19 protein-coding genes are annotated in these 18,647 nt (G+C 71.8%); 8 read left to right on the top strand and 11 right to left on the bottom strand.

The genetic code is table 11. The features are described from left to right. Positions 1 to 10: 10 nt before the first annotated feature. Together E1218_RS11910 and E1218_RS36005 are read right to left on the bottom strand one after the other, a co-directional pair. The gene (locus E1218_RS11910; protein WP_132319287.1) at positions 11 to 562 is read right to left on the bottom strand and encodes a DUF6529 family protein; all 552 of its coding nucleotides are present in this window, start codon (positions 560 to 562) and stop codon (positions 11 to 13) included. Between the two features lie 8 nt (positions 563 to 570). Continuing rightward, a complete protein-coding gene (locus tag E1218_RS36005) occupies positions 571 to 1,236 on the bottom strand; it encodes a hypothetical protein (RefSeq protein ID WP_165949235.1) in 666 nt (221 codons plus the stop codon). Between the two features lie 84 nt (positions 1,237 to 1,320). Here E1218_RS36005 and E1218_RS11900 point away from each other — a divergent pair, with 84 nt between their 5' ends. Further along, the gene (locus tag E1218_RS11900; protein WP_132319283.1) at positions 1,321 to 2,040 is read left to right on the top strand and encodes an alanyl-tRNA editing protein; all 720 of its coding nucleotides are present in this window, start codon (positions 1,321 to 1,323) and stop codon (positions 2,038 to 2,040) included. 70 nt (positions 2,041 to 2,110) lie between these two features. Further along, on the top strand, positions 2,111 to 3,466 hold the full coding sequence (locus E1218_RS11895; protein ID WP_132319281.1) for an FAD-binding oxidoreductase: 1,356 nt from the start codon (positions 2,111 to 2,113) through the stop codon (positions 3,464 to 3,466). Here E1218_RS11895 and E1218_RS11890 read toward each other — a convergent pair. Then, positions 3,463 to 4,311, bottom strand: coding sequence for an NAD-dependent epimerase/dehydratase family protein (locus E1218_RS11890; protein WP_132319279.1), 849 nt, complete (start codon positions 4,309 to 4,311; stop codon positions 3,463 to 3,465). The two genes, E1218_RS11895 and E1218_RS11890, sit on opposite strands and share 4 nt — an antisense overlap. Before the next feature lie 90 nt (positions 4,312 to 4,401). Between E1218_RS11890 and E1218_RS11885 the strand changes: the two genes are divergently transcribed. The 3 genes from E1218_RS11885 to E1218_RS11875 are packed head-to-tail and all read left to right on the top strand — an operon-like array spanning position 4,402 to position 8,107. Further along, a complete protein-coding gene (locus E1218_RS11885) occupies positions 4,402 to 5,559 on the top strand; it encodes a pyridoxal phosphate-dependent aminotransferase (protein ID WP_132319277.1) in 1,158 nt (385 codons plus the stop codon). A 9-nt stretch (positions 5,560 to 5,568) separates the two neighbouring features. Next, positions 5,569 to 6,522, top strand: coding sequence for an MBL fold metallo-hydrolase (locus tag E1218_RS37195; protein WP_132319275.1), 954 nt, complete (start codon positions 5,569 to 5,571; stop codon positions 6,520 to 6,522). Next, complete coding sequence (locus E1218_RS11875) at positions 6,515 to 8,107, top strand: FAD-dependent monooxygenase (RefSeq protein WP_233712178.1); 1,593 nt, start codon at positions 6,515 to 6,517, stop codon at positions 8,105 to 8,107. Before E1218_RS37195 ends, E1218_RS11875 begins: the two co-directional genes overlap by 8 nt. Before the next feature lie 161 nt (positions 8,108 to 8,268). Here E1218_RS11875 and E1218_RS11870 read toward each other — a convergent pair whose 3' ends face one another. After that, entirely contained in the window at positions 8,269 to 8,646 is a 378-nt protein-coding gene (locus tag E1218_RS11870) for a DUF5997 family protein (protein ID WP_132319273.1), read from the bottom strand. A 58-nt stretch (positions 8,647 to 8,704) separates the two neighbouring features. Between E1218_RS11870 and E1218_RS11865 the strand changes: the two genes are divergently transcribed. Then, on the top strand, positions 8,705 to 9,451 hold the full coding sequence (locus E1218_RS11865) for a LysR family transcriptional regulator substrate-binding protein (protein WP_132319271.1): 747 nt from the start codon (positions 8,705 to 8,707) through the stop codon (positions 9,449 to 9,451). Positions 9,452 to 9,518: 67 nt separating this feature from the next. Continuing rightward, positions 9,519 to 10,037 carry a VOC family protein gene (locus E1218_RS11860; RefSeq protein WP_132319269.1) on the top strand — a complete coding sequence of 173 codons (519 nt, stop codon included), beginning with the start codon at positions 9,519 to 9,521 and terminating at the stop codon, positions 10,035 to 10,037. A 30-nt stretch (positions 10,038 to 10,067) separates the two neighbouring features. Here the strand turns inward: E1218_RS11860 and E1218_RS11855 are convergent, their stop codons facing one another. Then, positions 10,068 to 12,092 carry a GMC oxidoreductase gene (locus tag E1218_RS11855; RefSeq protein ID WP_132319267.1) on the bottom strand — a complete coding sequence of 675 codons (2,025 nt, stop codon included), beginning with the start codon at positions 12,090 to 12,092 and terminating at the stop codon, positions 10,068 to 10,070. Between the two features lie 179 nt (positions 12,093 to 12,271). Here E1218_RS11855 and E1218_RS11850 point away from each other — a divergent pair, with 179 nt between their 5' ends. After that, positions 12,272 to 13,231 (top strand): TIGR03885 family FMN-dependent LLM class oxidoreductase, encoded by a 960-nt coding sequence (locus E1218_RS11850; RefSeq protein WP_132319265.1) that lies wholly within the window; start codon positions 12,272 to 12,274, stop codon positions 13,229 to 13,231. Here the strand turns inward: E1218_RS11850 and E1218_RS11845 are convergent. From E1218_RS11845 to E1218_RS11820, 6 genes are all read right to left on the bottom strand, one after another. Further along, complete coding sequence (locus tag E1218_RS11845) at positions 13,228 to 14,382, bottom strand: alkaline phosphatase PhoX (protein ID WP_132319263.1); 1,155 nt, start codon at positions 14,380 to 14,382, stop codon at positions 13,228 to 13,230. The two genes, E1218_RS11850 and E1218_RS11845, sit on opposite strands and share 4 nt — an antisense overlap. A gap of 118 nt (positions 14,383 to 14,500) precedes the next feature. Next, positions 14,501 to 15,040: a chloramphenicol phosphotransferase CPT gene (cpt, locus tag E1218_RS11840; protein ID WP_233712177.1), complete on the bottom strand. Its 540-nt coding sequence runs from the start codon at positions 15,038 to 15,040 to the stop codon at positions 14,501 to 14,503. Positions 15,041 to 15,087: 47 nt separating this feature from the next. Continuing rightward, positions 15,088 to 15,774 (bottom strand): GAF and ANTAR domain-containing protein, encoded by a 687-nt coding sequence (locus E1218_RS11835; RefSeq protein ID WP_132319261.1) that lies wholly within the window; start codon positions 15,772 to 15,774, stop codon positions 15,088 to 15,090. Between the two features lie 28 nt (positions 15,775 to 15,802). Further along, a complete protein-coding gene (locus E1218_RS11830; protein WP_132319259.1) occupies positions 15,803 to 17,053 on the bottom strand; it encodes an MFS transporter in 1,251 nt (416 codons plus the stop codon). Between the two features lie 77 nt (positions 17,054 to 17,130). Continuing rightward, entirely contained in the window at positions 17,131 to 17,745 is a 615-nt protein-coding gene (locus E1218_RS11825) for a maleylpyruvate isomerase family mycothiol-dependent enzyme (protein ID WP_132319257.1), read from the bottom strand. Between the two features lie 64 nt (positions 17,746 to 17,809). After that, a complete protein-coding gene (locus E1218_RS11820) occupies positions 17,810 to 18,622 on the bottom strand; it encodes a class I SAM-dependent methyltransferase (protein WP_132319255.1) in 813 nt (270 codons plus the stop codon). Between the last annotated feature and the right edge of the window lie 25 nt (positions 18,623 to 18,647).

Raw genomic sequence — 18,647 nt, 5'->3', positions numbered from 1 at the left:
GGGAGTCCTCTCAACGAATGATGCCGAAGGTGGAGAAGAACCACAGCGACGAGGTCAGCCAGAGCCCGACCAGGCCGGTGAACACCGCACCGCCGACCGCCGGCAGCAGCCAGCGCGGCAGGTCGTTCCGGCTGAGTGTCAGCATCTTGGCCGCGAATGCGCCGTAGAAGAAGCACCCGAGCAACGAGTGCGCGAGCACCCGCGGCTGGTCGTACTGGAATCCCAGCGCGTACAGGCAGTGCGCGACCACCGGGATCGTGACCGCGACGGCGGCCCGGCCCGACCACCGGTGCAACGGACCGACCCACCGCCGACCGCTCAGACCGCGCAGGTGCCCGAACAGTGCAAGCGCCGAGACCAGTTGTACGGCGGCCAGCACCACGGCGACGGTGGCCAGCCAGGCCTTCACCGACTGCGGACTGGAGAAGCCGGCCACACTGACTGCGACCCCGGTCGGATCGTGCAGCCGGCCGTAGACACCGAGGACGACGGCGACCGCGGCACCGACCGACAGCGGGATCACGGCCCTGCTCGCGGCCCGGACCGGCGCAGTCGTCGCCATGGCTCTCCTCAAAACGTCTCGTCGCCGGTGATCGACGCGGCCGTCACCGGCGTACCGCCGACGGTCGCCGCGCCGGTGCCGGGGTCGAGGGCCGGGGCGGGTGCCGGGCTGCCGTCGTTGTCGACGCCGACCTGGCTGCCGTCGGGGAGGACGATCCAGCCGATGGTGTTCCGGGTGGTGCGCGCGCGGTAGAGGCCGGCCGGCGGATCCACCTTGTCGATGGTGAAGGACAGTTGGCGGCCGCGCACGGTGACCGTCCCGGTGACGGCGTCGGCGGCCACGGTGGCGGCCAGCTGGTCGCCGGCCTTGGACCGCAGGGCGAGCCGGCCGGCGTCCTGTGCCCCGGTGAACCACGCTTCGACCTCCCGGCCGTCGCAGACGTACCCCACGGCCCGGCCGCCCTTCACCGCGACGGCGAGGGTGGCTTCGCGTCCGGTCGTCCGGCCGGTGAAGACGAGGGCGATCTGCCGGGTCGGGCTCGCCGTCGGGCTCGGAGTCGGCGTCGCGTCCGGCGAAGGCGGCCGAGTGGCCGGAGCGCTCGTGGTCGGCGGGACGGTGGTCGCGGACGCATCGGGTGCGGCGAGCGTGCCGGTCTGGGTGCTGTTGACGACGAGCATCGCCACCAGGCCGACGGCGGCGGCCGCGAGCGTGACCAGCGGACTGCGTTGCCCCATGTCTCCCCCAACCCCTGCGATCGAGAATCCACGGTGCCCCCGCCGGGGTCAACGGCTGAGAGACGTGCCCTAGGATTCGGCAGGGTGACGCACACCCATCGGCTGGATCTCGACGACGCCACCCTGCGGGAGTGGGACGCGACCGTCGTCGGCGTCGACCCCGAACGCGGCATCGTGCTCGACCGGTCCGCGTTCTATCCCGGCGGCGGTGGTCAGCCGCCGGACCACGGCGTGCTGCTGTGGGGCGGGGTCCGCACCCGCATCCTCGGCACGGCCAAGGGCGACGACCTCTACCTGGTGCCGCACGAGGAGGATCCGGTGCCGCCGGCCGGCACCGCCGTCCGCGGTGCGCTCGACGACCGGCGCCGGACGGAACTCATGCGGACCCACTCGGGCCTGCACGTGCTGACCGGTGTGGTGTTCCGGGACTTCGGCGCGCTCGTCACCGGCGGGAACATGGAGCCGCTGACGGCCCGGATGGACTTCGACCTGGCCGAGGTCCCGCCGGACTTCAAGGACCGGGTGGCCGAGGCGGTGAACGCGGAGATCCGCACCGACCGCCGGATCACCGTGAGCACCCTGCCGCGGGACGAGGCGTTCGCGATCCCCGACATCATCCGGACCGCCACCAACCTGCTGCCGCCCGGCATCGAGGTCGTCCGGATCGTCGACATCGACGGTCTCGACACCCAGGCCGACGGCGGCACGCACGTCGCGTCCACCGCGATGATCGGCCGGATGGAGGTCGTGAAGATGGAGAGCAAGGGCCGCGGCTTCCGCCGGCTGCGCGTCCGGATCGTCTGATCCCGCACCGGGCCCTGCATCGTCTGACCCCACCCATCGGGAAGACTCGCCCCGGAGAGGGGAGACACGCATGGGTGCGTTGGCAGAACAGCTTCGGGGTGTGGTGCGGGGTCCGGTGTTCGGCCCCGAGGACGACGGATTCGCGGCGGAGGTGGCGGGGTTCAACCTCGCGGTCCGGCACACGCCCGAGGTGGCCGTCGGGATCACCTCGGAGGCGGAAGCGGCCGCGGTCGTCCGGGCGGCGGCGGACAGCGGTACGCCGGTCCGCGTGCTGGCGACCGGCCACGGTTCGGCCCGGGCGATCGAGGACGGTGTGCTGGTCACGACCGCGCGGATGGCGAACGTGACGATCGACGGCCGGATCGCGCACATCGAGGCGGGCTGCCGCTGGGCCGAGGTGGTCGCGGCCGCGGCCGAGCACGGCCTCGCGCCGATCACCGGCGCCTCCGACGCGGTCGGCTGCATCGGCTACACCCTGGGCGGCGGCCTCGGCCCGCTGTCCCGGACGTACGGCGTCTCGTCCGACTGGGTCCGCGGCTTCCGGGTGGTCACCGGCACCGGCGAGGTCGTCACGGCGAACGCGGACGAGAACCCCGACCTGTTCTGGGCCCTGCGTGGCGGCAAGGGCGGCCTCGGTCTGGTCACGTCGATGGACTTCGAACTCGTCGAGCTCACCTCCCTGTACGGCGGCTCACTGTTCTTCGGCGCCGACGACATCGCGTCCGTGCTCAGCGCCTGGCTCGAGTGGACCAGGTCCGTGCCCGAGACGGTGAACTCGTCGGTCGCGATCCTCCGGCTGCCGCCGCTGGACGCGATCCCCGAACCGATCCGGGGCCAGACCACGCTGACCGTCCGCTACGCGTTCGTCGGCGACCCGGCCGAGGGGGAGCGCCTGTTCCAGCCGATCCGGGACGCCGGTACGCCGGTGCTCGGCGGCGTCGGCGAGATGCCGGCGCGCGACATCGCGCTGATCCACAACGACCCCAAGGACCCGCTGCCGGCCTGGGACCGCGCGGTCCTGCTGGCGGAGGCCGGCGCCGACTTCGCGACGACGTTCGTCGACGTCGCCGGCCCGGGCCGGCAACTGCCCCTGGTCGCGCTCGAGCTCCGGCACCTCGGCGGCGCCGTGCACCGCGACGTGCCGGAGGGCAGTGCGGTCGGCGGGCGCGGCGGGGCCTACAGCCTGGTGATCATCGGCGTCCCGGATCCGGCGCTGTTCGCAGAGGTCCTGCCGGCCGCGGCCGACGGCGTACTGGCGCCGCTCGCGCCCTGGATCTCACCGGAGATGACCGTCAACTTCGCCGGTGGGCTGTCCGTTCACGGGGTGTACGAGGCGTGCTGGCCGGCCGAGACGCTGGCCCGGCTGACCGAGGTCCGCACGGCGTACGACCCGGACGCCGTGTTCCCCTACGGGCCGCGGAGCTAGTCGCGCCAGGAGTGCTGCGGTTCGTAGCCGAGGAGCTTGCGGGCCTTGTCGATGGACAGCAGCGTCTCGTTCGGGCCGAACGGCCGCTTCACCGCAACGCCGGGGAAGACCTCGGCCAGGAGCTCCTCGTTCGGCCGGGTCATCACCGTGTCGGCGTTCGCGACGATGAACACGTCTGTGCCGGTGGCGTCGTACTCGAGCGCCTTGCGGACCGCCTGGGCGCCGTCGCGGGCGTCGATGTAGCCCCACAGGTTCCACTTGCGCAGGGTCGCGTCGGCGTCGAACGACGGGAAGTTCGCGTAGTCCTCGGGGTACATCACGTTGGAGAAGCGCAGGCCGATCAGCTTGAGGTCCGGGTGCCACCGGACCAGCTGCCGGGCCAGCTCCTCCTCGAGCGTCTTGACCAGCGAGTACGTGCTGTTGGGTCGCGGTGCGTAGTCCTCGTCCACCGGCACGTACGGCGGGAACTCGTCGAACGGCAGCCCGAGCACGGTCTCGCTCGACGCCCAGACGATGTTGCGCACACCGGCCCGCAAGGCCGCCGAGAACACGTTGTACGTGGCCACCATGTTGTTCTCGAACGTCGCCGCGTTCGGCCGTAGTCCCGGCGCCGGGATCGCGGCCAGGTGGACGACCGCGTCGACGCCGTCGTGCCGGTCGTCGATCCCGGCGATCGCCTCGTAGGTCTGGCCGAAATCGGTCAGGTCGACCCGGGACGACGTCACCCCGGCCCGCGCCGGCGGGGCCTGGTCGAGGGCGACCACGTCCCAGCCGTTGTCCTGCAGGTGATCGACGACCGCCCGGCCGAGCTTGCCGCTGCTTCCCGTGACCGCTACCCGTGGCATCCGCACTCCTCTCGAGCTCCTGAGCCTGATGATTCCACCGGCAGCAAGCGTTCTCAGCGGGTAGCCAAGGGGTGGACTAGGCTCGGAGGCGTGAAACTAGCTGGGCGGATGGAACGTCTCGGGACCGAGTCTGCGTTCGAGGTGCTGGCGAAGGCCAAGGCGCTGGAGGCGAGCGGCCGGGAGATCGTGCACCTCGAGATCGGCGAGCCGGACTTCGACACGCCGGCCCACGTCGCGGCCGCCGCGCAGCAGGCGATCGACAAGGGCCACACGCACTACGTCCCGGCGCCCGGCATCCCCGAGCTGCGGACCGCGGTGACCGACTTCCTCGAACGCACCGGCCGGCTCAGCGCCTCCCCCGACCGGGTGCTGGTCACGCCGGGCGCCAAGCCGATCATGTTCTTCACGATCATGGCGCTGTGCGAGGAGGGCGACGAGGTCCTCTACCCCGACCCGGGCTTCCCGATGTACGCGTCGATCGCGTCGTTCGCCGGCGCGACGCCGGTCCCGGTGCCGCTGCGCGAGGAGAACGGGTTCGTCATCGACCCCGAGGAGCTCGCGGCGCTGGTCACCCCGCGGACCAAGCTGCTGATCCTGAACTCCCCGCACAACCCGTGCGGCAGCGCCTCGACACCCGAGCAGCTGGCCGCGATCGCCGAGATCGCGATCCGCAACGACCTGGTCGTGCTCAGCGACGAGGTCTACTGGGCGCTGCGGTACGACGGCGACCACCACAGCGTCCTGGACCTCGACGGCATGGCCGAGCGGACGATCCTGCTCGACGGCTGGTCCAAGACGTTCGCGATGACCGGCTGGCGACTGGGCTTCGGCGTGTTCCCGCAGCCACTGGTCGAGCCGATCACCCGGCTGGTGATCAACTCCGTCTCCTGTACGTCGGCCTTCAGCCAGCACGCCGCGATCGCCGCCCTCGAAGGACCGTGGGACGACGTCGACACCATGCTCGCCGCGTTCCGGGAGCGTCGCGAGGTGATCGTCTCCGGCCTGAACGCCGTACCCGGCGTGTCGTGCGTGCGGCCGGGCGGCGCGTTCTACGCGTTCCCGAACATCACCGAGCTCGGCCAGTCGGCCGCGACCCTCGCGGACCGGCTGCTCGAGGAGGCCGGGGTCGCCTGCCTGCCGGGCACGGCGTTCGGCGGGTACGGCGAGGGGCACCTGCGGTTCTCGTACGCGAACTCGGTCGAGAACATCCAGCGCGCCCTGTCCGCGTTCGAGGACCTGACGTCCTAGCGGGGCCGGATGAGACCGTTCGCGTCCTCGGCCGACCTGTCCGAGAAGACCGAGATCCTGGAGGTCCTGGCCGACGGGGTCTACGCGCTGACGGCCGAGGGCGATCCGAACGTGGGCGCGATCGAGGCCGAGGACTTCCTGGTCGCCTTCGAGGCCCGGGCCACCCCGGTCGCCGCGCGCGCCTGGCTCGGCAAGCTCCGCGAGCACACCACGAAACCCGTGCGCTACCTCGTACTCAGCCACTACCACGCGGTCCGCGTGCTCGGCGCGTCCGCGTTCGGCGCCGACGTGATCATCACCCACGACAACACCCGCGCGCTGATCGAGGAGCGCGGCCGGGAGGACTGGGAGAGCGAGTTCGGCCGGATGCCGCGGCTGTTCCGCGAACCCGGCTCGATCCCCGGCCTCACCCGGCCGGACGTGACGTTCTCGGACCGCCTCACCATCGACCTCGGCGGCGACCGCGGCGAGCTCGTGCTGCAGTACTGCGGCCGCGGTCACACCGCCGGGGACATCGTGGCCTGGCTGCCGAAGCAGCGCGTGCTGTTCGCCGGTGACCTGGTCGAGGCGCAGGCCGCGCTGTACACCGGGGACGCCTTCCACGCCGACTGGTCGACGACGACGCTGGACCGGGTGAAGGAGTTCGGGGCGGAGGTCCTCGTCGGTGGCCGCGGCGCGGTCCCGCGCGGACGCGAGGCGGTGCACGCGGCGATCGAGCAGACCAGGAGCTTCCTGCTGGTGCTGCGGGCGGAAGTCGGCGCCGTGCATGCGCGCGGCGGGACGCCGGCCGAGGCCTTCCGGGCCGCGCACGACGCGCTGGCTCCGCAGTACGGCCGCTGGCCGATCTTCGAGCACTGCCTGCCGTTCGACGTCCAGCGGCTGTGGGACGAACTGGACCGCATCGACTGGCCCCGGATCTGGACCGCCGAGCGTGATCGCGAGGTGTGGGACAGCCTTGTCTGACGGCGGCGCGGTCGCGGTGATCGGCAACGGACCGGTCGGGCAGACCACCGCGTTGCTGCTGGCCCGCTGGGGCGTCCGGGTGCTCCTGCTCGACCGGCGGCCGGCGCGGGACGTCGCCGGCTCGCGGTCGATCTGCCAGCAGCGCGACGTCCTCGACATCTGGGCGTCGGTCGGCGCGGAGCGGATCGCTCGCGAAGGGCTGGCCTGGACGACCGCGCGGACGTTCTACCGTGAGCGCGAACTGTTCTCCTGGACGTTCGCGGACCCCGGCAGCTCGGCCCTGCCGCCGTGCGTGAACATCTCCCAGAGCCGGACCGAGGCGATCCTCGACGAGCGCATCGCCGACGAGCCGTTGATCGACGTCCGGTGGGGGCACGAGGTCACCGGCATCTCCCAGGACGGCACCGGCGTGACACTGACCGGCGACACCGGCTCCCTGCGGGCCGAGTACGCCGTACTGTGCGCGGGTGCGCGGGCCGAGTCGCTGCGGCGACAGCTCGGGGTCACCTTCGACGGCGAGAGCTTCGCGGACCGGTTCTTGATCTGCGACATCCGGGCGGACCTGCCGGGCTGGGAGACGGAACGGCGGTTCTTCTTCGACCCGGCCTGGAACCCCGACCGCCAGGTGCTGATCCATCCGTGTCCGGACTCGACGTACCGGATCGACTGGCAGGTGCCCGCGGACTTCGACGCGGGCGCCGAACGCGCCGACGGCCGGCTGGACGCGCGGATCCGGCAGATCATCGCCGACCGTCCCTACGAGCTCGAGTGGCAGTCGGTCTACCGTTTCCAGTCCCGGTGCGCGGACCGGATGCGGGCCGGCCGGGTGCTGCTCGCCGGTGACTGCGCCCACCTGTACGCGCCGTTCGGCGCCCGCGGCCTGAACTCCGGCGTCCCGGACGCCGAGAACGCCGCCTGGAAGCTCGCGTTCGTCCTGCACGGCTGGGCGCCGCCGGAACTGCTCGAGAGCTACCACGTCGAGCGGCACGCGGCCGCGCTCGAGAACCTCGCCGTCACCAGCGCGACCATGAGGTTCCTGGTCCCGCCGGACGAGGAACAGTGGGAACGGCGGCGCCGTCTCCTCGACGCCGCCGTCGCCGACCCGGCCAAGGTCGCCGAGGTGGACTCCGGCCGCTTCGCGGAACCCTTCTGGTACGTCGATTCGCCGTTGACGATGCCCGACGCCACCCGCCCGTTCGGCGGCCGGCCGCCACGCGGTCAACTGCCCGCGCCCGGTCCGGGCATCCTCGTTCCCGATGTTCCCGTGGCCGGCGGCGGCCGGTTGCGTGCCCTGGTCCGGGACGGATTGTTGCTGCTGACAACTGATCGGCCGGGCACCGGCGCCGAGGTGCCGGCCACGGCCACCTCCGCCCCGCAGCGGGTTCTCGGCCTCACGGACCTCGGCGTCGACCCCAGTGTGCTCGGCGCCCGCCCCGGCGAAGCCTGGCTGATCCGGCCGGACGGTTACGTCTCCGCGGTGCTCGCCGATCCGTCGCCGGAGTCCGTCGGCGCGGCCGTCCGCCGTACCCTCTGCGGCGAGCGGACCGTCGCGCCAACCACCGATGCGCCGGCGGGGCAGGTTTGACCGTTGACTCCGTCGGCCGGGATCGCCATCACCGGTCGGCGCTGACCACCCGGTAGCCCAGGGTGTAGAGACCGCGAAGAATGCCCGGGACGTGGCCGGCGCCGTGCACCACCCCGGCGTCGATCCTCATTCCGGCGCAAGGCCGAGGGTGCTGGAGCTCCTCAGTCCTCGGAGGGCTGGTGCTTGACGCGGGCGGCTTCCTTGCGGACCTCGGCCTGGGTGGCGCGTTCGTGGGCGAGCCAGTCGGGGTTCTCCGCCTTGATGCTCTCGATCTCGTCGGTGGTCAGCGCCTCGGTGACGCCGGCCCGGGCCAGGCCGCTGATCGAGACACCCAGCTTGGCGGCCACCACAGCGCGCGGGTGCGGGCCGTCGCGGCGGAGGTCGCGCAGCCACTCAGGCGGATCGGCCTGCAGCGCGTTCAGCTCGTCGCGGGACACGACGCCCTCCTGGAACTGCGCCGGAGTGGCCTGGAGGTACACGCCCAGCTTCTTCGCCGCCGTGGCGGGTTTCATCGTCTGGACCGTCTTGCGCGCCGTCATGGCAGCAAGGGTAGCGAGCGGGTACGCCGCAGCGGATCGCACCCGGTAGCCTGACCAGGTGACCGGCCCGCGAACGTCGTTCCGCCTCGGGTACGTCCCGGGCGTGACGCCCGCCAAGTGGGCACGGGTCTGGCAGGACCGCTCCCCCGGGATCCCGCTGGAGCTGATCCAGGTCACCGCCGCCGACGCGGTCGGCCTGGTCCGCGCCCGCGAGCTGGACGCCGCGTTGCTGCGGCTGCCGATCGACCGCACCGGCCTGCACGCGATCCCGCTGTACGTCGAGACCACGGTCGTCGTCGTTCCGAAGGACCACGTGGTGACCGCGGTCGAGGAGGTCAGCACCGAGGACCTGGCCGACGAGCTCATGCTGCACCCGCTGGACGACGTCCTCGACTGGAAGGGTCCGCCCGGCCGGCTGATCGACGACCGGCCGGCGACCACCGGTGCCGCCGTCGAGCTCGTTGCCGCGGGCACCGGCCTGCTCGTCGTACCGCAGTCGCTCGCCCGGCTGCACCACCGCCGGGACCTGACCTACCGGCCGCTGGTGGACGCGCCGGAGTCCGGGGTCGCGCTGTGCTGGCCGGAGGACGGGACGACGGAGCTGACGGAGCAGTTCATCGGCATCGTCCGCGGCCGCACCGTCAACAGCAGCCGCGGGCCGGAGCCGGCCCAGCCGTCCACCCAGCCGCCGACCCAGCCGCCGACCCGGAAGTCCACGCCGAAGACCGCCCAGAAGTCAGGCCGGCCGAGGCCCGCCCGGTCGCCGGAGCGCCGTGGCGGTCAGCGCCGGAGGCCGCGCCGGTAGCAGCCCTGGTATTAAGTTGAGCCTTCAACTATCATCGGGAGGGCACGCCGTCGAGAAGGAGTACGTCATGGCGATCTTCCGGTTGAACCACGCGGTGCTGTTCGTGCGCGACCTCGCCGAGAGCGTCGCCTTCTACCGCGACGTGCTCGGCTTCGGCTACACCGAGACCGGGGACGCGTTCCAGGGCGCGGCGTTCCTGCGGGCGCCGGGCTCGACCAACGACCACGACCTCGGGCTGTTCGAGATCGGCGCCCAGGCCGCCCCGTCCGGCGCCGGTCGGGCGACGGTCGGGCTGTACCACCTCGCCTGGGAGGTGGACACCCTCAGCGACCTCGAGACCCTCGCCGGCACGCTCCGCGAGGCCGGCGCGCTGGTCGGGGCGTCGGACCACGGCACCACCAAGTCGCTGTACGGCAAGGACCCGAACGGGCTGGAGTTCGAGATCGTCTGGATCATCCCGGCGGACCTGCTCACCGACGAGGACCGGCAGAAGACCGGTGTCGGCCGGCTGGACCTCGCCGCCGAGATCGCGAAGTACGGCCGCGACGCCCGCAGTGGCGTCGGCATCTCCCGCGTCCTCGGCTGACCGCGCATCCCGGCCCGCTGCGGCCGGCGGTCAGCGCACGAGGTGGCCGGCGATCCGCAGCGAGTTCGCCAGCACGGTCAGCACCGGGTTCACCCCGCCATTGGTCACGTGCACGGAGGCGTCCGCGATCCACACGTTGTCGTGTCCCCAGACCCGTCCGTACGGGTCGGTGACCGACCGCGCCGGGTCGTCACCCATCCGGCAACTCCCAGCCTGATGCTGACCGACACTCGCCTGCCGCCTGCTCCCCCGTCTGCCGACCGCGGTCCGCACCGCACCCGCCTCGATCAGCCACTCCTGGGCCTTCGCACTCATGAACGCGTGCGCGCGTACGTCCTCCGGATGGATCGATCCGCTGATCACGACGACCGGATTGCCGAACCGGTCCACGACGCCCGGATCCACCCGGACCCTGGACTCCGCCGACGTGACCTCCTGGATCGGACCGACGACCCGCATCATCCGCCGGGCCGCGTGCCGCATCGCCTGCTTCCCGGCCGCACCAGCCCGCGGGATCAGCCCGGCCGAGGTCAGGTAGTCGTACGTCGCGGCCGGCGTCGGCACGAACTCGTCGGCGAGCATCCCGCCGCCGACGATCCCGGCGTTGCCGTGGCGGAAGTCGCAGGTCGCCACCGAGACCCCCGGCCCGACGAGGTCCACCACCTCGTCGTCGAACAGCCCGACCGCTCCGGCGTACACGTGCGCCTGGAGATAGCGGCCGACCTGGTCCCGGTTGTTGCCGAGCCCGTCCGGCTCGTCGTCGTGTGCGCTGTTCAGCAGCAACCGGGGTGTCTCGGTGGCACCCGCGGCGACGACCACCTCCGCGCAGGTCACCGTCCGTCGCCAGCTGCGCCCATCCTCGTACCCGACCAGGGCCACGCCGACGACTCGGCCGGCGGAGGTCACCAGCCGCTCGGCAGTCGCCTCGGTCACCAGCGTGCAGCGACCAGTGGCGAGGGCGGCCGGCAACGCGGTGTTGTGCGTGCCCGCCTTGGCCTCGACCGGACAGGCGAACCCGACACACTGCCCGCAGCGCACGCACCCGGCGCGGCCCTGGTAGTCGACCGAGTTGATCAGCAGCGGTACGTCGAGCGTCCCCCAACCGAGCCGCTCGGCCGCGGCCGCCAGTCGCTGCCCCGGAGCGGTCCGCGGCATCGCCGGCATCGGCAACGGGGTCGACCGCGGCTCATCCCACGGGTCCACTCCCCCGCCGCTGACCCCGAACCGCTGCTCGGCCAGGCTGTAGTACGGCTTCAGGTCGTCGTACGTGATCGGCCAGTCCGCCAACGCGCTGCCGTCGGGCACGCCGTACGTGCCGGCCATGGCGAAGTCCGGGGGGACGAACCGCCACGCCTGCGCGCCGTACACGCGGGTGCCGCCACCGACGGTGAAGGCGTTGTTGCCCCAGCCGGGATCCGTCGGCAGGACAGTACGCCGGACGCCGTCGACGACCGCGATCCGCGGCCGGCCGTGCGGGTCGGGGTCGGTCGGAGCCGGCAGCCCGGACCACGAGCGCGGGTTCCGCAGGTGGTCGCGGGTCAGTGACTCGGTGGCCGGATAGCGGCCGGTCTCGACGACGAGCACCGCCCGGCCCGACTCGGCGAGCACCTGGGCGGCCGCTCCGCCGCCGGCCCCAGAGCCGACGACGACGGCGTCGTACCGATCGAGCAGGGCCGTCCAAGGGGTGACGGCCAGCTCCGTCCGCACCAGCCGGGCCTCGCCGCCGGGGTTCCAGCCGACCGTGGTCCAGCCCGGCGGGTGGCTGCCGTTGGCATCCAGATCATGGCCGTCGCCGGCGTAGTACCCCTGTGCGATCAGCCGGACGAGCCATCCGCCGTCCTCGTCCGCGAGCACCCTGTCCAGGTCCGGTTCGTCGCCGGCCACGTCCAGCGCCCGCTCCACCCGCGGCCGCCAGTCCGGCCGGTCCTCGGCGAGCGCCCGCTCGACGAACGCGACCGCCCCGGCCTGCGCCGCCGACGGCGACTCGTCCGCGGGAACAGCCACCTCGGCCAGCCGCCCGAGCACGGCCCGATGCCGTGCCGAAAGCCCATCCACCTGCGATCCCTTCGCCGACGCCCGCCCCAGCCTTTCACGTTCCGGCACCGCGCGACTCCAGTGCTTGTGGGTTTTCACCGCCTAGTGGGCCCACCGGCCCGGTCGACCCGAGCGATCACAGGTTTTGCCCGGGGCGGGCGCGGGCACCGGCAGGCGGATCGAGGATCCGGAGGTTTTGCATGCCCGTCGTCGGATGGCACGCGTCGCACGAGCAGATTCCGCCCAGCCAGTTGCTGCGGGACATCCAGCTGGCCGAACAAGCGGGGTTCCACGCGGCCTGGTCCTCCGACCACATCACGCCGTGGAGCACGCGGCAGGGTGAGTCCGGGTTCGCGCTGTCATGGATGGGGGCGGCGATGGCGACCACGGCGATCCCGGTCGGAGTCGTGTGTACGCCGGGACAGCGGTACCACCCCGCGGTGATGGCCCAGGCGCTGGCGACGCTGGCCGAGATGTTCCCCGGCCGGTTGTCGGCCGGGCTCGGCAGCGGTGAGTTCTTGAACGAGCACGTCACCGGCGATCCCTGGCCGGACAAGGCCACCCGGAACGCGCGGCTGAAGGAGTCGGTCGACGTGATCCGGGCGCTGTTCGCCGGCGAGGAGGTCACCCACCACGGCCTGGTCCGGGTGGACCGGGCGCGGTTGTGGTCCCTGCCGGAGCAGCCGCCGCGGATGCTCGCGCTGGCGGTGAGCGAGGCGACCGCGCGCTGGGCGGCGGGCTGGGCGGACGGCCTGGTGACGATCTGGCAGCCGCAGGGCATGCTGAAGCGGATCGTCGCCGCGTTCCGGGAGAACGGCGGCGAGGACAAGCCGCTCGCGATGCAGATCCACGTCAGCTGGGCACCGGACGACGACGAGGCCGAGAGCATCGCCTTCGACCAGTGGCGGTCGAACGTGTTCGAGCCCCCGCTGTGCTGGAACCTCGCGACCGCCGAGGAGTTCGACCTGGCCGCCAAGTACGTGGGCCCCGAGGACATGTACCGCAGCGTGGTGATCTCCTCGGACCCGGCACGCTTCGTCGAGTGCGTCCGGGAGGCCGTGGACCTCGGCTTCGACGAGATCTACCTCCACCACGTCGGCCAGGTCCAGCAGCCCTTCATCGAGACCTTCGGGAAACAGGTCCTGCCCGCGCTCGTCTAGACGCTGGTGCGGAACGGACCGGTGACCTCGTAGGTGATGCCGCCGCTGCTCGAACCGCTCGTCCCGCGCTGCGAGGAGAAGTAGAGCCGGTTGCCGGCGGGGTTGAACGCGACGCCGCACAGCTCGGAGCCGGACTGTCCGGTGACCCGCAGGAACGGCGCGACGACGTCGTTCGGCGTGATGATGCAGATCTCCATGGTGCCGCCGTCCTCGGCGACGTACAGGTCGCCGACGGCCGTACCGGTGATGTTGTCGACGCCGGTCAGCGGCGGGTTGCTGGTGAGGTTGTCGTCGTACGCGATCGCGATGGTGTTGTTCACGGCGTTGTAGGCCCACACCCGGTTGTCGCCCTTGGTGGTGAAGAAGCAGGTGCCGTTGCGGTAGTAGCAGCCCTCGCCGCCGTTGAAGACCTTCATTCCGGAGACCTGCCTGCGCGTGCGGGTCGGGCTGCCGTCCGGGTCCGGGACGTTCGCCCACGAGAGTGTGCCTCCGGATTCCCGCAGTACCTGCAACGTGCCCGCGGACAGGTTGCCCCAGGTCGACGGGACGAAGCGGTAGAAGCCGCCGTCGGGGACGTCCTCGGTCAGGTAGACCACGCGCCGGTCGGGGTCGACCGCGGCCGCCTCGTGCGAGAAGCGGCCGAGGGCCGGCCGTCGTACGGCGGCCTGAGCGCCGGTCGGGTCGGTCTCCCAGATGTAGCCGAGGTCGGTCTCCTCGCCCGAGAGCCACGTGCCCCACGGGGTCGCGCCGCCCGAGCAGTTCCGGGTCGTACCGGACAGGATGCGGTAGGCGCCGGTGATCGCGCCGCTGCTGTTGAAGCGCAACGCGCTGGCGCCGCCGCTACCGCTGCTCATCTCGGAGTTGGACACGTAGATCCACCCCGTACCGTTGGCGAAGCAGGCGCCGCCGTCCGGGGCGCTGTGCCAGGGGTAGCCAGTGCCGGGAACGGTCTGCGTCGACCGCGCCAGCACCCGGCTGGTGAAGCCCTGCGGAAGCATGATGCCGTTCGCGTCGGCCGCCCGCAGGCCGCCGTACGGGCTCGGGCCGGTCTGAGCCGGGAACGCGAGCGCCTCGGGCGCCACGCTGAACCCGAAAGCCACCGAGGTCGACGTGCCGATCACGGCCGCGCGAAGAAACGTACGACGGTCCACGACTGCTCCTCACAAGGTTGGGGCGGTTGGCGTGCCAGACAGTCAACCGACCCGCGCTTGAACACCGCGCGAGACCATCCGTGAACGTTGAGTCACAGTACGGCGGCCTGCACCTGAATCACCGGCCGGCGAGGTGGCGTGCGATCGCGTGCGCACACGCCAGCGACTCGGTATGGGTGGTGTCGACTTCCACGTCGTACTTCACGCCCTCGTGGACGACGGTGGCCTGCAACTCGGCCATGCCGGTCACCCGGTCACCGCGGGCGAGCTCGCGGCCGGCGGCGACGGCCGGGTCGCAGCGGACGCCGACCCACAGGACCTCGAGATCGCCGAGCGCGTCGAGCCAGCGCTGTTGTGAGCCCGCTCCCCCGAGGAACACGTCGTCGACGATCACCCGTCCACCGGCCCGGCACATCGCGACGATGCCCGCCACCCAGGCGGCGTCGAGCTCCCGGAACACCGGGCCGACCTCGATGTCGCCGTCCGGCTTGAACTCGATCCCGGCGTCAGAGTTCCGCATCGCCGCCGGCAGCGCGTCGACGAAACTGTCCACGCCGAACGCCATCCACGGGTCCGGCAGCACCGCCTGCAGGCACCGCACGATCCCCGTCTTGCCCGAGCTCGACCCGCCGTTGAGCACAATCATCCGCACCGTCACGGCCCTCAGGCTAGACAACACCTCGGGCCGTGGCTCGCGGTTTTCGGTCAGAGCTGGTTGCTCTGGCGTTCGACCTGCTCGACGACCTCCTCCGAGATCCGGCGGAGCTTGACGTTGCTGGTCTGCGACAGCCTGGCCAGGAAGGCGAACGCCCGCTGCTCGGTCAGCTTGTAGCGTTCCATCACGATTCCGACCGCCTGGCCGATCGTCGTGCGGGTCCGGAGGGCTTCCTCGAGGTTGTCGATCTCCCGGGCGTACTCGATCGCGGTCGCGGACTGGTGGGCGAACAGCGCGGCGAGTGAGTCGAAGTCCTCGAACGCCCCGTCCTCGCGCGAGTACAGGTTGAGCGCGCCGTTCGCCTTCGGTGCGTCGAACAACCGCAACCCGGCCTGCGCCTTCACCCCGGCCGCGCCCGCGATGGCGGCGTACTTCGGGAAGCGCTGGTCGGAGGCCAGCACCGGGGAGATGATGTGCACGGTCGAGGCCGCGGCCTGGTAGCAGGGCCCCTCCTGCAGCTCGTACTGCGCCGCGTCCAGCGGTAGCAACAGGTCGTCCGTCGGCGCCACCGCCTCCAGCCGGCCGTCATCGTGCAGCACGGTGATACTGGCGTAGTGCACCGGCGGCAGCAGCTCGACGGCCGCAGCCGTGATGTTGCGCAAGGTTTCGTCCAGCGCTCGCGGTGTCAGCGCCTTCGACAACTGCCGCATCGTCTCGACCAGGTGCTCATCAGCCATAAGGAGACCGGTACCCGATCAGGCCGCGTCAACTCCCTGCCGTGACCGGAATCCGTGCTTCGGCCGCGTGCGAGCGGCGGGCCAGCAGGATGAACGGCAGCGCGAGCAGCTGGACCGCGGCGCCGATGACGTACGCCGGACCGTAGCCCCACACGCCCGCCGCGCGGCCGAGCGCCGGCTGGACGACGACGCCGCCACCGGAACCGAGAAGGCTGTCCGACGACAGTACGGTCGCCCGCTGGGCCGACGGGATCAGCTCGTTCAAATAGGCCTGCCGGACCGGCGAGATCGCCGCGAACAGCACGCTCCAGACCGCCAGCAGCACCAGCGCGGCCCAGAAGTTCGACGCCAGGCCGATCAGCACCAGCACGACGCCGACGGTCCCGGTCGCGGCCAGCATCATCGAGGTCCGCCGGCGGAACGTGCGCGCCACGGACGACGCCGACAGGCCGCCGACGATCTGGGCACCGGCGACCAGGCCGGCGCTCAGCCCGGCGATCGCGTAGGAGTCGCTGCTGCCGAACAGTTCGAGCAGATAGGGCTGCGCGGCGTAGAAGCCGTAGACGCTCACGCCCGCGGTGAACGGCGCGGCCAGCATCACCCAGCGCACCGGCGGGTTCAGCAGTCCGTGGGCCAGCGACGACCGGAGGATGCCGCGCATCTCAGCGACCACCGACGTCCGCGGCTGCGGCGTGAAGCCGATGTCGTGCATCGCCCGCCAGGCCAGCACAAACGTGACCGCGAGCAGCGCCGCGCGGACGACGTACGGCACGCCGAGGTTCGTCCACTGCGCCAGCAGGCCGCCGCCGATCGAGCCGGCCAGCATCGCCGCGCCGTCGGCGATCTGACCCTTCGCGAACGCTGCGTCCAGCGAGCCGCGGTACCCAGTCGCGGTCAGCCCGTCCACGAGCCAGGCCTCGGTGGCTCCGCTGAAGAAGGTGAAGCCCAGCCCGAGCAGGACCGACGCCACTGCCCAGGCCGTGAACGGCGCGTCGGCCCGCTGCCACAACAGCAGGTACAGCAGCGTGGACCCGAACAGCGTGATCGTGCCGAGGAGGTACGACGTACGCCGGCCGACGGTGTCCGCGACCACACCGGTGGGGATCTCGAACAGCACCATGCCCACCGTGAAGAACGCGTTCGCCGCGAACGCCTGCCCGATGCTCAGTCCGGCATCGAGCAGGAACAACGTGTTGACACCCCAGATCATCGAGGACGCGCCCGTCGACACCACCGTCAGCGTGATGTACGTCCGCAGGACCTGCTCCGGCCTGATCATCAGGGACCTCCTCCGCAGTCGTCTGCTACGTCGGAGCCGTCCCGGCGATCTCTACAACCAGGCGGCGCGGCCGCGCTCTACAACCAGGGCGGCAGCGGCCGGGCCGGCGACCCGTCGGCGGTCGTCACGCTCTCGTACGCTCGCCCGGCCAGGTACGCCGCGATCTCGGCCAGCGGCCCGCGGAGCTCCGGGACGTCGCCGCGCCTGGTCCGGATATCGGTGCACAACTCCTCGAGGAAGTCCTCCGGCAGGTCCGCGAAGGTCACCCCGGTGCCGAGGTCGACGGCATGGATCATCACCTCCCGGCCGCGCATCCAGGGGATCGCGGTCGCCGGGACCTCATCGCCCTGGGCGGTCAGCACCCGCGCCTGCCACTGCTCCTCGGTCAACGTCGCCATCGCCTCGGCCAGAGCCCGCGCCGACTCGTCGAACCAGGTCAGCAACTCCGCCGCCGGCCGCCGCGCACCCACCTCGATGTCCAGGTTCCGCTGCTCGGTCGACGCGTACATCGGTCGCGCGTCGCCGGTGCGCGCCCAGTGCACGAGGTTGCCGAGCGCCGCGGCGTTCAAGGCGAGGTGAGCGGCGACATGCTTCCTGCTCCATCCGGGGAGCAGCGACGGGGCGTCGAGATCGACGAGGGCTTCGCGGCTGAGCGCCGTACCTTCGGCGATCCATCGCATCAGGCGGATCATGGCCGAAACGTACCGGACCGGGCGGTGCCCGCGGCTCGACGGCCGCCGCGGCACCGCCCGGTCGTCAGGCCTTGGTGGCGATGGCGATCAGGTACTCCCAGTCGCTCGCCCAGGTGCCGTCGGCCGCGTGGTCGGACGCCTCGGCCAACGCGATCATGTCGTCCCGCAACGCCCGCCGGCCGGCCTCGTCGAGCCGCTCGGCCGCCTTGTACGTCGGCCCGTAGTGCGTCAGGAAGAAGTCGGCGAAGTGCTCGGCCGACGCGAACCGCTGGGTCACCGTCGCGACAGTCGTCTCGACCGCGCTGACCCGGTCGCCGAACAGTTCCCGCAGGACCTCCTCGGTCCCCCAGCGCGACGGCGGCAGCGCACCGGCCGGCGGGGCCACGTGCTTGCCGACTGTCTTGAGCAGCTGACCGATGAACCCGGTCGGCGTCCAGCTGGCCAGGCCGATCCGGCCGCCCGGCGCGGCTACCCGGACCAGCTCGTCCGCGGCCTTCTGGTGGTCGGCCGTGAACATCACGCCGATGGCCGACGTGACGTAGTCGAACGAGTCGTCCGCGAACGGCAGGTTCTCCGCGTCGGCCTCCCGCATGTCGACGGTGAGCCCTTCGGCCTGTGCCCGGCGTTCCGCGATCGCGACCAGCTCGGGCACGTAGTCGATGCCCTTGACGACGGCGAACCGCCGGGCCGCGGCGAGCGCGACGTGACCCGTTCCGGTCGCGACGTCGAGCACGGTCGCGCCGGGCCGCGGATCGACCGCGGCGGTCAGGGCTTCGGCGACCGGCACGGTCAGCCAGGCGATCTTGCCGTAGTCGCCGCTCCCCCAGGTGGCCCGCTGCTTCGCCTTGATCTCCTCGAAGGTGGCGGTGGTGGTCATGGTGGTACCTCTCTCTGTTCGGGCA

The sequence above is a fragment of the Kribbella turkmenica genome (genome assembly GCF_004348725.1).
In the GTDB taxonomy this organism is placed as follows: Bacteria; Actinomycetota; Actinomycetes; order Propionibacteriales; family Kribbellaceae; genus Kribbella; species Kribbella turkmenica.
The sequence above is the reverse complement of the archived record's forward strand: the minus strand, read 5'-3'. Positions and strand labels throughout refer to the sequence as shown.